The organism is Rhodanobacter sp. UC4438_H5, from assembly GCF_052978405.1.
Genome location: NZ_CM129672.1, coordinates 3,295,379 through 3,308,796, shown reverse-complemented (window position 1 = coordinate 3,308,796; position 13,418 = coordinate 3,295,379). Strand labels below are relative to the sequence as shown.

12 protein-coding genes are annotated in these 13,418 nt (G+C 70.5%); 9 read left to right on the top strand and 3 right to left on the bottom strand.

Annotated features, from left to right (window positions below; genetic code table 11):
• The first annotated feature begins 145 nt into the window (after window positions 1–145).
• A complete protein-coding gene (locus tag ACVCL9_RS15085; RefSeq protein ID WP_447097507.1) occupies window positions 146–1,534 on the top strand; it encodes a M28 family metallopeptidase in 1,389 nt (462 codons plus the stop codon).
• A gap of 193 nt (window positions 1,535–1,727) precedes the next feature.
• Window positions 1,728–2,621 (top strand): 4-hydroxybenzoate octaprenyltransferase, encoded by an 894-nt coding sequence (gene ubiA / locus ACVCL9_RS15080; protein ID WP_447099496.1) that lies wholly within the window; start codon window positions 1,728–1,730, stop codon window positions 2,619–2,621.
• A 75-nt stretch (window positions 2,622–2,696) separates the two neighbouring features.
• Here the strand turns inward: ubiA and ACVCL9_RS15075 are convergent, their stop codons facing one another.
• The gene (locus ACVCL9_RS15075; protein ID WP_447097508.1) at window positions 2,697–3,416 is read right to left on the bottom strand and encodes a ComF family protein; all 720 of its coding nucleotides are present in this window, start codon (window positions 3,414–3,416) and stop codon (window positions 2,697–2,699) included.
• 140 nt (window positions 3,417–3,556) lie between these two features.
• Between ACVCL9_RS15075 and ACVCL9_RS15070 the strand changes: the two genes are divergently transcribed.
• The 7 genes from ACVCL9_RS15070 to ACVCL9_RS15040 all read left to right on the top strand — a co-directional run bounded on the left by ACVCL9_RS15070 (window position 3,557) and on the right by ACVCL9_RS15040 (window position 11,629).
• Window positions 3,557–5,539, top strand: coding sequence for a multicopper oxidase domain-containing protein (locus ACVCL9_RS15070; protein ID WP_447097509.1), 1,983 nt, complete (start codon window positions 3,557–3,559; stop codon window positions 5,537–5,539).
• 104 nt (window positions 5,540–5,643) lie between these two features.
• Complete coding sequence (gene bioB, locus ACVCL9_RS15065) at window positions 5,644–6,678, top strand: biotin synthase BioB (protein WP_447097510.1); 1,035 nt, start codon at window positions 5,644–5,646, stop codon at window positions 6,676–6,678.
• Window positions 6,679–6,835: 157 nt separating this feature from the next.
• On the top strand, window positions 6,836–8,029 hold the full coding sequence (gene bioF / locus ACVCL9_RS15060) for an 8-amino-7-oxononanoate synthase (protein ID WP_447097511.1): 1,194 nt from the start codon (window positions 6,836–6,838) through the stop codon (window positions 8,027–8,029).
• A 28-nt stretch (window positions 8,030–8,057) separates the two neighbouring features.
• Entirely contained in the window at window positions 8,058–8,804 is a 747-nt protein-coding gene (locus tag ACVCL9_RS15055) for a sulfurtransferase (RefSeq protein WP_447097512.1), read from the top strand.
• Window positions 8,801–9,601, top strand: a complete 801-nt coding sequence (bioH, locus tag ACVCL9_RS15050; protein WP_395121013.1) for a pimeloyl-ACP methyl ester esterase BioH — start codon at window positions 8,801–8,803, stop codon at window positions 9,599–9,601. Before ACVCL9_RS15055 ends, bioH begins: the two co-directional genes overlap by 4 nt.
• On the top strand, window positions 9,594–10,484 hold the full coding sequence (gene bioC, locus ACVCL9_RS15045) for a malonyl-ACP O-methyltransferase BioC (protein ID WP_447097513.1): 891 nt from the start codon (window positions 9,594–9,596) through the stop codon (window positions 10,482–10,484). The genes bioH and bioC overlap by 8 nt, the downstream gene beginning before the upstream one ends.
• 131 nt (window positions 10,485–10,615) lie before the next feature.
• The gene (locus ACVCL9_RS15040) at window positions 10,616–11,629 is read left to right on the top strand and encodes a hypothetical protein (RefSeq protein ID WP_447097514.1); all 1,014 of its coding nucleotides are present in this window, start codon (window positions 10,616–10,618) and stop codon (window positions 11,627–11,629) included.
• A 48-nt stretch (window positions 11,630–11,677) separates the two neighbouring features.
• On the opposite strand, the gene ACVCL9_RS15035 is transcribed toward ACVCL9_RS15040, so the two are convergent.
• Together ACVCL9_RS15035 and ACVCL9_RS15030 are read right to left on the bottom strand one after the other, a co-directional pair.
• Entirely contained in the window at window positions 11,678–12,526 is an 849-nt protein-coding gene (locus tag ACVCL9_RS15035) for a transporter (RefSeq protein WP_447097515.1), read from the bottom strand.
• Between the two features lie 85 nt (window positions 12,527–12,611).
• Complete coding sequence (locus ACVCL9_RS15030; protein ID WP_447097516.1) at window positions 12,612–13,394, bottom strand: hypothetical protein; 783 nt, start codon at window positions 13,392–13,394, stop codon at window positions 12,612–12,614.
• Window positions 13,395–13,418: the final 24 nt, after the last annotated feature.

The following is a 13,418-nucleotide window of genomic DNA, read 5'->3' as shown; positions in this document are numbered from 1 at the left end:
ACCCGTTGCGCAGGGACGCGCAGCGCACAACGGAAGCACCGGATGACGCTTCGGGCCCGCCCGGCAACGGACGGGCCTTTTTTTTGCGGCGCGCATCGGCGCAGAGGTTGTATGGTCGGAGTTTTCCCCGCCGAGGAACCCGCCGATGCGCCGCCTGATCCTGCCGTGTGCCCTGCTCGCGCTTGCCTGCGTACCCGCTGTCGCGGCAACCAGCCTGCCCGCGGTACCGCGCGAACAACCGTCGCTGCACGCGCTGGCCGATGCCCCGAGCCAGGTCGAACTGCGCATGACGATCACCCGCCTGGTCGGCTTCGGCACCCGCCACACCCTGTCCGACACCAAGTCCGACACCCGCGGCATCGGTGCCGCGAGACGCTGGGTGAAGTCGCGCTTCGAGGCGATCTCGAAGGACTGCGGCGGCTGCATCGAGGTCGTCACGCCCTCGCAGATGTTCACCGGCAAGCGCGCACCCACGCCGACCGAGGTGATGGACGTGGTGGCGATCAAGCGCGGCAGCACGGACCCGCAGCGCGTCATCGTGATCACCGGCCACCTCGACTCGCGCGTCACCGACGTGATGGACACCACCAGCGACGCCCCCGGCGCCAACGACGACGCCTCCGGCGTGGCGGCGCTGATCGAGGCCGCGCGGCTGCTGTCCAGGCAGGACAACCGCGCCACCCTGGTGTTCGCCGCGCTGTCCGGCGAGGAGCAGGGCCTGTACGGCGGCAAGGTGCTGGCCGACTACGCGGTGGCGCACGACTGGAAGGTGGAGGCCGAGCTCAACAACGACATCGTCGGCAACAGCCACGGCCAGAACGGCGTGATCGGCAACACCACCGTGCGGGTGTTCTCCGAGGGCACCAAGACCAACGAAAGCCAGGCTCAGGCCGACTACCGCCGCTACCACGGCGGCGAGGTGGATTCGCCCTCCCGCAACCTGGCGCGCTACATCGACCGCCTTGCCGATCAGTACCTGCCCGATTTCGACGTGCGCATGATCTACCGCACCGACCGCTTCGGCCGCGGCGGCGACCAGGTGCCGTTCCTGCAGGCCGGCTATCCGGCCGTGCGGGTCAGCGAGGCGCACGAGAACTACACCCGCCAGCACCAGGACCTGCGCAAGGAAGGCGGCATCGATTACGGCGACAGCATCGACGGCGTCGACTTCCGCTACCTGGCACGGGTCACCGCGCTCAACGCCATCACCATGGCCAGCCTGAGCCGCGCGCCGGCGCCGCCGACGCAGGTCGAGATCAAGGGCGCGCTGGCCACCGACACCACGGTGAGCTGGCACAAGGTGCCCGGCGCCGCCGGTTACCGCGTGCACTGGCGCGACACCACCGCGTCGCAATGGCAGTACGTGCGCGCGGTCGGCGATGTCGACCAGGCCGTGCTGGCCGACGTGGTGATCGACGACTGGTTCTTCGGGGTGTCGGCCGTCTCGGCCGACGGCTACGAAAGCCCGGTGGTGTTCCCCGGCTTCGCCGGCAGCTTCGAACGCTCGCCCGCGCCGGAGCCGTCCGCCAAGTGACGGGCTTGGCGCTGCGCCCGCGCGACGCACGCTAAACTTCCGGGCGATGGCCACGCCTCCGCGCAAACGCAAGCCCCGCAAGACCGGCGCACCCGCGCCGGTCGCGCGACCGCGCGCGCGACCGGCGGCAACCAAGACCGCCGCCAGGCCCGCCGTCTCGCGCCCCGCGGACAGCTCCACCCGCGCCACCCGCGTGCTCGACTGGCTGCTGCGGAAACTGCCGGCACGCCACCGCGAAAAGGCACGCGACTACCTGGTGCTGACCCGCATGGATCGGCCGATCGGCGCGTTGCTGCTGCTGTGGCCGACCTGGTGGGCGCTGTGGCTGGCCGCCGGCGATTTCCCGCCGTGGAAGCCGCTGATCATCTTCACCCTGGGCGTGTTCGCGATGCGCGCGGCCGGCTGCGCGATCAACGACTACGCCGACCGCAAGCTCGACCCGCAGGTGGCGCGCACGGCCGGGCGACCGATCGCCGCCGGGCGGGTGACGCCGCGCGAGGCGCTGGTGGTGTTCGCCGTGCTGCTGGCAGTCGCCTTCGTGCTGGTGCTGTTCACCGATGCGCTGACGATCAAGCTGGCCTTCGCCGGTGCCGTGCTGGCGGCGATCTACCCGTTCACCAAGCGCTGGACCTACCTGCCGCAGGTGGTGCTGGGCGCGGCGTTCGGCTGGTCGATCCCGATGGCGTTCGCCGCAGTGACGCACACGGTGCCGCCGCTGGGCTGGCTGCTGTTCCTCGGCAACATCCTGTGGTCGGTGATCTACGACACCGAGTACGCGATGGTCGACCGCGACGACGACCTCAAGGTCGGCGTGAAATCCACAGCGATCCTGTTCGGCGATGCCGATGTGCCGATCCTCGGCATGCTGATGGGTACCCTGCTGCTGGCCCTGCTGTTCGTCGGCCAGCGTGCCGGCCTGGGCTGGCCGTACTGGCTGGCCCTGCTCGCCGTCGTCGGCCTGTTCGGCTACCAGCTGTGGCTGATCCGCAAGCGCGGGCGCGACGCCTGCCTGGCCGCCTTTCGCCACAACAACTGGCTGGGCCTGACCTTGTGGGTGGGCATCGTGTTGGCGCTGGCGGTGAAATAGCGAGGAGTGAGTGGAGAGGAGTGAGAAGTGAGCGTGGCGAGACGATGCTTTCTCCCACTTCTCACTCCTCTCCACTCACTCCCGCCTCAAGGGCGCGCGCGCCAGCGCCCAGACATCCACCCGCGGCACGCCGACGCGCTTGAGCACGCCGGCGCATTCGGCCAGCGTGGCGCCGGTGGTCATCACGTCGTCGAGGATCGCCACGTGCGCAGGCGGCGCCAGCCCGGGACACAGCGCGAACGCGTCGCGCACGTTGCGGCGACGGTCGACCGCGTCCAGTTCGGTTTGCGCCTCGGTGCGCCGCGAGCGCTGCAGCACGTCGTGGCGCAGCGGCACCCCCAGCGCACGCGCCAGCGGCCGGGCCAGCTCCAGCGCCTGGTTGTAGCCGCGCTGGCGCAGCCGGCTGCGATGCAGCGGTACGGTAATCAGCAGCGAAGGCCGCTCGATCACCCGTGGCTCGTTCTGCCACAGGCCGGACAACACGCGGCCGGCGGCGAGGTCGCGGCCGAACTTGAAGCGCGATTCCAGCCGGTCCAGCGGCCAGCCGTAGCGGAACGGCGCCCATGCCGCGTCCCATGGCGGCGCGTGCTGCTGGCATTCGCCGCACAACGTCGCCGCGGTCGCCAGCGGCAAGGCGCAGCGTGCGCAGCAATTGCGGTTGCGCGGCATCTCGGCGGCGCAATCCGCGCACAGGTCCATGCCGCCGTGGCCCGGCGCGCCGCACAACAGACAGCGCAGCGGCAGCAGCCATCGCTGCAGCGCTGGCCAGGATTGCAGCAGACTGGTCTTGTGCATGGTCTCCCCCGTCCCCGCCTCGACCGATGGTAGCGGCAACCGCGGGTCGCGCGCAGTGCACCTGCGGTCTACACTCGATCACCAACCGTGGCGCGCCCTGCCACGCCTGCACTTCGCCCATCGAAAACCTGGAGATTCGCATGAGCTCGATCCACGACGACCACCCTGCTCCATCGACCTGGCCCGCGATCGCCGGCACCGCGCTGCGGGTGGCCTTCGGCGTGATCTGGGCGGTGAGCGCCGCGCTGACCTGGACCGACGGCTTCGCCGACCACTACGTCGGCTACTTGCACAATGCCGCCACCGGCCAGCCGGCGTGGTCGGCGTGGTGGTTCGACATGTGGATCGCGGTGGTCACGCCGCACGCGGGCTTGTTCGTGTGGGCCACGCGGATCGCCGAGACGCTGCTGGCGCTGGCCCTGCTGCTGGGTTTCGCGCGCAAGATCACCTACGTCGTCGGCATCCTGTTCAGCCTGCTGATCTGGAGCACGGCCGAGGGTTTCGGCGGGCCGTATTCGGTGGGCGCCAACAACATCGGCGCGGCGATCAGCTTCGTGCTGATCTTTGCCGCGTTGATCGTGATCAACCTGCGCGCCGGCCCCAGCCCGTACAGCCTGGACTACCTGATCGAGAGCCGCTGGCCGCGCTGGCGGCGGTTCTCCGAATGGAACACGCGGGTTCCGCTGGAACAGGTGCGGCCGGTGTCGTGGCGCGTGCAGGGACCGGCGCTGGCCGGCGTGTTGCTGCTGGTGGCGCTGCTGCTGGCCGGCCTGCACAGCGCATTGAACGTGCGCAGCGCCAGCCCCGCCGCCGCCGCCGCCGCGGTGACGCCGCTGTCGCTGGCCTCCAACCAGCCGATCAAGCAGGCCCGCGACGCGCGCCTGCCGCCGCTGCAACCGGGCGACAGCGTGGAGGTGAACATCACCTCCAGCGACGACACCGTGGAGATCGCCAGCGGCGTGCAGTACCAGGCCTGGACCTTCGGCAAGACCGTGCCCGGCCCGGTGATCCACGTGCGCCAGGGGCAGACGGTGAACGTCACCCTCACCAACCGCGGCACCATGCAGCACTCGATCGACTTCCACTCGGCGATCACGCCGCCGAGCCTGCACTACGTGGACATCATGCCGGGCGAGTCGATCAAGTTCTCGTTCGTGGCCAAGGTGCCCGGCGCCTTCCTCTACCACTGCGGCACGCCGCCGGTGCTGCTGCACATCGGCAACGGCATGTACGGCGCGATCATCGTCGACCCGGCCGAGCCGCTGCCGCCGGCGGCCGAGAGCTACGTGCTGGTGCAGGGCGAGTGGTACACCCAGCAGGTCTCCGGCACGCTGATGGCGGGCAGCTACGAGAAGATGCAGCAGATCCGCCCGGATGAAGTCGTGTTCAACGGCGCCGCGTTCCAGTACGCACAGCATCCACTGACCGCCAAACCGGGCGACCTGGTTCGCCTGTATGTGGTGAACGCCGGTCCGAACCTGTGGAGCGCGTTCCACGTGATCGGCGCGATCTTCGACAAGGTCTATCCCGGCGGCAATCCGGCGCAGGCCATCGACGGTGTCTCCACCTACTCGGTGGGGCCGGGCGAGGGCGCGGTGTTCGACCTCACCCTGGACGAGGCGGGCCACTATCCGTTCGTAGATCACTCGATGGCGCACGCCGTGCTCGGCGCGCAGGGCATCCTGGAGATCGCCACGCCAGGCGAGGCGCTTGCCAAGCCGCAGATCACCAAGGCACCGGTAGATGCGAACGCCGCGCCGCCACCGGCCGCCACCGGCCCGTACACGTTCGATCCCGCGCACGGCGCGCAGCTCTACGCGACCTACTGCGCCGCCTGCCACCAGCCCACGGGGCTGGGCCTGCCCGGTGCGTTCCCGCCGCTCAAGGGCAACCCGGCGGTGCTGGATGCCGACCCCACCAAGCATCTGGACGTGATGCTGCACGGCCTGCAGGGCGTGGCCATCGACGGCGTCAGCTACCCCAGCGCGATGCCGCCGTTCGCCGCCACCCTCAACGACGCGGACATCGCCGACATCGCCAACCACGAGCGCACCTCCTGGGGCAACCAGGCCAAGCCGGTGACCGCGGAGCAGGTGAAGGCCGTGCGCGACGGCAGCAAGTAGCAACGCGGGCACCCGCCGCTTTGTCAACCTGAAACACAGTTACCAAGGTTGACGAAGCGGCGTACGCCGCCCACACTGCGCGGCCTCTGACCCAGGAGCCCGCCATGCCCGCTGCCATCCGCCACGACTGGAGCCGCGACGAGGTCGCCGCGCTGTTCGCGCTGCCGTTCAACGACCTGCTGCATCGCGCGCACGGCGTGCATCGCGAACACCACGATCCGAACGCGGTGCAGGTGTCGACCCTGCTGTCGATCAAGACCGGCGGTTGTCCCGAGGACTGCGCGTACTGCCCGCAGGCGCAGCGTTACGACACCGGCGTGCTGCCGCAAAAACTGCTTGAGGTCGACGAGGTGCTGGCGCGCGCCAGGGCCGCCCGCGACGCCGGCGCCAGCCGCTTCTGCATGGGCGCGGCGTGGCGCGGGCCGAAGGACCGCGACATCCCCAAGGTCGCCGCGATCGTGCGCGCGGTGAAGGACCTGGGCCTGGAAACCTGCGCCACCCTGGGCCTGCTCGGCGACGGCCACGCGCAGCAGCTCAAGGACGCCGGCCTCGACTACTACAACCACAACCTCGACACCGCGCCGGAGTTCTACGGCGAGATCATCCACACTCGCGAATACCAGGATCGCCTCACCACGCTGGAACAGGTACGCGACGCCGGCCTGAAAACCTGCTGCGGCGGCATCGTCGGCATGGGCGAGACGCGCGAGCAGCGCGCCGGCCTGCTGCAGGCACTGGCCAACCTGCCCGAGCACCCGCACTCGGTGCCGATCAACCAGCTGGTGCCGGTGCCGGGCACGCCGCTGGCCAACGCCGAACCGCTGGACCCGTTCGAGTTCGTGCGCACGATCGCGGTGGCGCGCATCCTGATGCCGCTGTCGATCGTGCGCCTGTCCGCCGGCCGCCAGCAGATGGACGATGCGGTGCAGGCACTGTGCTTCTTCGCCGGCGCCGGCTCGATCTTCTACGGCGAGAAACTGCTGACCACCGGCAACCCCGACGTGGAGGCCGACCGCGCGCTGTTCCGCCGGCTCGACCTGCATCCGATGGAGGTGGTCGAGAATGCGGAGACCGTGCATGCGGACATCGGCGAAAACGCCAGCTGCGGGCACGGCTGCGGCTGCAGTGCGGCGGCATAGCAGCGCCCCACCCCGGCCCTCCCCTGCGGCCGCAGGAAGTCCCTTTGGGGCAAGCAGGGGAGGGAGCAAGGCGTGCGGCACACGTTTGCCTCCTCCCCCTGCATCGCAGGGCGAGGTCGGGAGGGGGTGCTCCTCGCCCTGCGCAGTGCACTGAGCCATGCCCCGCCCCGACCTCCTCCAGCGACTGGCCGTCCAGACGGCCGAACGCGAACGCGCCAATCTGCGCCGCCGCCTGCACGTGATCGAGCACGCCGACGGCCCGTGGCTGAACAGTGGCGGCCGGCGCCTGCTCTCGTTCTGCAGCAACGATTACCTCGGCCTGGCGCAGCACCCGTCACTGGTTGCCGCGCTCGCCCGCGCGGCGGGCGAACAAGGCGTCGGCAGCACCTCGGCACATCTGATCTGCGGCCACCGCCGCACGCACGCGCAACTGGAAGAAGCGCTGGCCGCATGGACCGGGCGCGAGCGCGCGCTGCTGTTCTCCACCGGCTACATGGCCAACCTCGGCGTGCTGCAGGCGCTGCTCTCGCGCGGCGACGTGTGCGTGCAGGACAAGCTCAACCATGCCTGCCTGCTCGATGGCGCGAAGCTCAGCGGCGCGGAACTGAAGCGCTATCCGCATGCCGACGTGGCCGCCGCCGCGCGCCAGCTGGCGGCCAGCCCCGAAGCGGCCGCGCTGCTGGCCACCGACGGCGTGTTCAGCATGGACGGCGACGTCGCACCGCTGCGCGCGCTGGCGCAGCAGTGCGCCCGCGAGCACGCCACCCTGATGGTCGACGACGCGCACGGCCTGGGCGTGCTCGGCGACGACGGCGCCGGCAGCCTCAGCGCGGCGAAGCTGGACCAGCACGAGGTGCCGCTGCTGATGGCCACGCTGGGCAAGGCACTCGGCTGCAGCGGCGCGTTCGTGGCCGGCCCGGCGGCGCTGATCGAGGGGCTGATCCAGTTCGCGCGGCCGTACATCTACACCACCGCGATGCCGCCGGCGCTGGCCGGAGCCGCGCTGGAAGCAGTGCGGCTGGCACAGAGCGAAACCTGGCGGCGCCACAAGCTTGCCGCGCTGATCGCCCGTTTCCGCGCCGGCGCCGCGCAGCTCGGCCTGCCGCTGATGGACTCGGCGAGCGCGATCCAGCCGTTGCGGCTGGGCGACGCCCGGGCGGCCTTGCAGGCTGCGCAGGCGCTGGAACGGCGCGGCCTGCTGGTCGTCGCGATCCGCCCGCCGACCGTGCCCGCTGGCCAGGCGCGGCTGCGCATCACCTTGTCCGCGGCGCACGAAGAGGCCCAGGTGGACCGGCTGCTCGACGCGCTGGCTGATCTGCCGCAGGAACCGCGCGCGAGCGGCCCCGTATAATGACACGTTGTCTTGTGCCTTTTCCCCCATGAACGTCGTCAATATCGCCGCCTACCGCTTCGTCGCGCTGGACGACCTGTCCGCGCTGCGCGAGCGCGTGCGCGAACGCGCCGAGACGCTGGCGCTCAAGGGCACCGTGCTGCTGGCACACGAGGGCATCAACCTGTTTCTCGCCGGCACCCGCGCGGCCACCGACGCCTTCATGGCCTGGCTGCGCGAGGACGCGCGCTTTGCCGCGCTGGAAGCGAAGCAATCGTTGTCCGACACCGTGCCCTTCGGCCGCCTGCGCGTGCGGCTCAAGCGCGAGATCATCACCCTGCGCCTGCCCGCGCTGCGCCCCGCCGAGGGCCGCGCGCCCGGCGTGGATGCGACAACGCTCAAGCGCTGGCTGGACCAGGGTCGCGACGACGCCGGCCGCGAGGTGGTGATGCTCGACACCCGCAACGACTACGAGACCGACGCCGGCGCTTTTGCGCAGGCAGTGGACTATCGCATCGCCCGCTTCACCGACTTCCCCGCCGCGCTCGCCGCCGACCGCACACGCTACGCCGGCAAGACCGTGGTGCCGTACTGCACCGGCGGCATCCGCTGCGAGAAGGCCGCGATCTACATGCAGGAACTGGGCATCGAACACGTGCACCAGCTCGAAGGCGGCATCCTGAAATACCTGGAACTCACCGACGGCGCGCACTGGCAGGGCGGCTGCTTCGTGTTCGACGGACGCGGCGCCGTGGGCGCCGATTTGCTTCCGCTTCCGCAGGAGGCGGGCGCATGAGCCTGTTCATCGAGAAAGCCGGCCATGGCCCGCTGCCGCTGGTGCTGCTGCACGGCTGGGCAATGCACGGCGGCGTGCTGGCGCCGCTGGTCGAGGCGCTGCAAGCGCAGTGCACGATGTACGTGGTCGACCTGCCCGGCCACGGCCGTTCGCGCGACTGCGGCCTGCCGCTGGAACCGCACGCCTGCGCCGCCGCGATCGCCGCCGCCACGCCGCCGGCGCTCTGGCTCGGCTGGTCGCTGGGCGGGCTGATCGCGCTGACCGCGGCGCTGGACCTGCCGCATCAGGCGCATGGCCTGGCGATGCTGTGCGCCACACCGAAATTCGTGCGCGACGCCGGCTGGCCGCACGGCAGCGATCCGGCGCTGGTGCAGCAACTGGCCAGTGACCTGGAAACCGATTACCACGCCACCATCGAGCGCTTCCTGGCGCTGGAGGCGATGGGCAGCGCCGACCCGCGCGGCGAGCTGCGCCATCTGCGCGAGCTGGTGTTCGCCCGCGGCGAACCGGACGCGCGCGTGCTGCAGGAGGGCATCCGCATCCTGCACGACAGCGACCGCCGCGCCGCCCTGCCCGACCTGGCGGTACCCAGCGCCTGGATCGCCGGGCGCCGCGACCGGCTGGTGCCACCGCAGGCGATGACCTGGTCGGCGAGCCAGTGCGGCGGCGACAGCCACGAGATCGCCCAGGCCGGCCACGCGCCGTTCTTCAGCCATGCCGCCGCGGTGGTCGCGGCGCTGCAACCCTTGTTCGCCCGGCACGGTGGCCGGGCCAGCGCGAGCCTTGCCCATGAGTGAGTTCCAACTCGACCGACGCCAACTGCGACGCAATTTCGCCGGTGCGGCGACCACCTACGAGAAGCACGATGCGCTGCAACGCGAAGTGCAGACGCACCTGCTGGAGCGGCTCTCGTTCTACCTCGACACGCCGCAGCGGGTGGTCGACATCGGCGCCGGCACCGGCCGCGGCACCGCCGCGCTCAAGCGGCGCTATCCCAAGGCCGAGGTGATCGCGTTCGACCTGGCGCTACCGATGCTGCGCGTGGCGAAACAGCACAGCAGCTGGCGCCGGCCGTTCGACCGCGTCTGCGCCGAGGCATGCGCGCTGCCGCTGGCCGACCACAGCGTGGACGTGCTGCATTCGAACCTCTGCTTCCAGTGGATCGACGACCTGCCCGCGCTGTTCGGCGAATGCATGCGCGTGCTCAAGCCCGGCGGGCTGATGGCGTTCTCCAGCTTCGGCCCCGACACCCTGATGGAGCTGCGCGCCGCGTGGGCCGCGGCGGATGAGCGCGCCCACGTGAGCCGCTTCCTGGACATGCACGACGTGGGCGACGCGATGCTCGCCGCCGGCCTGCGCGACCCGGTGCTGGACGTGTTCCGCTACACCCTGACCTACAGCGAGCCGCGCAAGTTGCTGGAAGAGCTGCAAGGCCTGGGCGCCACCAATGCCGACCGCCAGCGCGAGCGCGGACTGACCGGCAAGTCGCGCTACCGGCGCATGCTGGCCGCCTACGAAACGATGCGCGTGGACGGCCGCATCCCGGCCACCTGGGAGGTGGTCAGCGCGCATGCATGGGGCCCGCCGGTGGGGCAGCCGCGACGCGTGGGCGGCATGGAGATCGCCAGCTTCTCGATCGACAAGCTGCGCGGCTCGCGGCGTCAGAAAGACGAAGCATGAAACATGCCCCGGGGGCGCCGATGCAGCGCTGACTTCGCGGATTCAACAACCAGCGCACGCTTTTTCGCGCCGGATGCGATCATGGTATCGGCCACAACTCGGTGGACCAGCAACGCATACAGGGGGGCCTGATGATCGAGCTGGAAATCCAGGCCTTGTCGGAACGACGCGAGGGCCTGTTGATGGAAGTGGGCCGGCTGGTGCTGGCCAGCGGTTTCAGCCTGCAGCGGCAGCGACTGGTCCAGGACCCGCACGGCATCCTGCTGACCATGGTGGTGCGCGGGCCGCCGCGAAAAAAGCGCGCGCTGGCGGCGGCGCTGGATGCCCACGAGCGCATCATCAGTTTCGAACTGGAACCGGTCACCGAGGGCGAGGAACGCGCGCACTTCGCCGCCTCGCGCGCGCCGTCGGCGTACGTTCCGCCCGTCCTTCCAGTGGCGCCACCGGCACCGGAGGCGGCCCCGCCGACGGCGCCGACCAGGCCCGCGGCTGCGACGGCGCCGGCTGTCCCCGCTTTCGACGAGGTCGCGCCGGTCAGGCTGGTCACGCCGACGGCGGCACCCGCGCCCCCGCCTGCGGTCGCCGCGCGGCCGACGCCCGAGCCGGATCTCGAATTCATCCTGCCGCCCCCGGCGCCGGCTCCGGTGGCGCCTGCGCCCGCCGTGGTGGCGGAGGCGCCGTTCGTGGAGCTGGTCCCGCTCGAACCCGACCAGGAGGCCATCGACAAGCTGCTGGCGAAACTGGCCACCGAGTACCCGCAAATCATGCCGCGGCTGCAGCAGCTGGATCGCGCGGTCGCCGAGGCGGCGCGCGAACCCACGCTGGCGCTGGCGGGCCGGCGCACCGGTGCATGGCTCGCCCAGCGCGAACCGACGGCGGGCGGGCGGCTCGACCTGGAGCAGGCGATCGCGCAACGGGGCGTGCCGGCACTGCGCGCGCTGGTAGAGGTGGAACAGGACGGCAGCCAGCTGCACATTCGCCACAGCCCGCTGTGCGGCGAACCCGGCCACTCCGGCTGCATCTTCTTCAGCGGTTTCCTGGAGGGCCTGCTGGCGCCGGTGCTGGACCGTCGCGAGCTGTCGATCTTCGCCGTGTGCTGCCGCAGCTACGGCGCGGACGACTGCGTGCTGGCGCTGCCGGACTGAACCTCGCGCAGCCGGCGCCGCGCACGCTCGCGCGCGGCGCCGCTTCGATCAGAAGCTGTACTTGACCGATGCGCCCACGCCGTAATCCGGACTGCCGTCGGTGAAGCCGGCCAGCGCATAGGCCTGCAGGCGCAGGTTCGGATTGAACTTGTGGTTCCAATAGCCGGCGAGCTCGCTCTGCGCGGCGCCGGTGTCGGCGATCCGCTCGCGGTAGTAGTAGTAGGCGCCGACGTTGTCGCTGGCACCGACCTTGTAGTCGGCACCGATGTTCGCGTTGAAGCCGTTCTGCAGCTGGATGTACTGCGAGCTGCCGTATTTGGTCCAGCCCACGCCGCCGAACGCGGTCCACGCGCCGCTGACCTTGTAGGCGTCCAGCGACAGGCCGTAGTCATTCTTGCCGGTGCCCAGCCCCTTGTTCTCGTCGGCGGTGCCGAACTTCACCTTGCCGGTGAGATCCAGGCCGGCCGTGCGGTCGGTGCTGGTGAACAACTGGTAGCCGGCCGACGCGGTGACGTCACCCAGGCCCGAGGCGGAGCCGCTGGACGTCGCCGCACTGCCACCGGAACCGCCGGAGCCGCCACCGCCGATGATGTGGCCGAGGCCGCGGCCAATGGGGTTGCCGTTGTTGACCTTGCCCACGCCGGGGATCACGTTGCCCGCACCACTGACGTGGATATACGGCACGGTGAGCTTCAACGTCCAGCGGTCGCTTTGGTACGCCGCGGTCAGCGGCACCGACCAGATGTCGGTGGTGGTGTCGGTGCCGTATTTGCCGCTGCTGTAGTCGGCACCGGCAGAGAGGCTGAACTGGCCGCCGTCCGCGGTGGCGGCGTGCGCTGCCGGCGCGCCGATCAGCAGCAGTCCGCCGGCGACCATCCAGTGTTGTGCGTTGCGCATGAAAAGTATCCTTGCTGACAGGGAACTGCGCAGGCCAGGCGTCTGCCGGGCCTGCGCGGAGAAGCACGTAAGGCGAACCGCGGACTCAGCCGCCCGGGCGGCCGACGTGGGTGGGATGATCCGGAATCTGCGGGCGCTCGGGGCGCTGCGGGCGTTCCGGCAGAGCGGGCCTGTTCGCGATGTCCGGCTTGCCGGCGGTATCGGGCTTGCCCGGGTGATCGGCCGCCGTCGGATGGTCGCCCATGTGGCTCTTGCCGAACTCGACCTTGGCCACCGAAACGTCGACATGCCCATGCGCGCTGGCCGAAGCGCTGCCGGTTGCCTTCGGCGAACGCATCACGTCACCCAGCTTGAAGCCCATGCTGTTGGCGATCTGGCCCCAGCCTTCGCCGGCGGCGCGTGCCGCCAGCACGCCGTCGAGATCAATGCTGGTGCCGTCGGCCAGCACCATGGTGCCGCCGTTCAGCGCGGCCTCGATCTCGGCGGCGGTCGGCTCGGTGATGCCCGCCTGCGCCAGGCTGGCTTCGGCCAGCGACAGCGCGATCTTCACGTTGCCGTAGCCCATCTGGCCGGTGGCCGGCGTGAACGTGGTGGTGGTCGTGGTGGTGGTGCCATCGGCGTTCGTGATCACGTCGTCGAGCGCGATGGCGCTGCCGTCGCGCAACCCGGCGACCAGTGCCTGCGCATTGGCATCCGAACCGGCGAATGCAGCGAATTCGGTGCTTAGCCGGGTCGACTCCTGGCCGTTGGCGCTGGCCGACACGGGGGCGTCAGGCGGCGGAGCGGTTTGCGCCATGGCCGGCGCGAGCGACAACGCGCCCAGCACCGCGGCGCAAAGCAGCGTGGATTTGAGATGGCGGGATTTCATGAAGTGGCTCCTGGGCAATGCTGC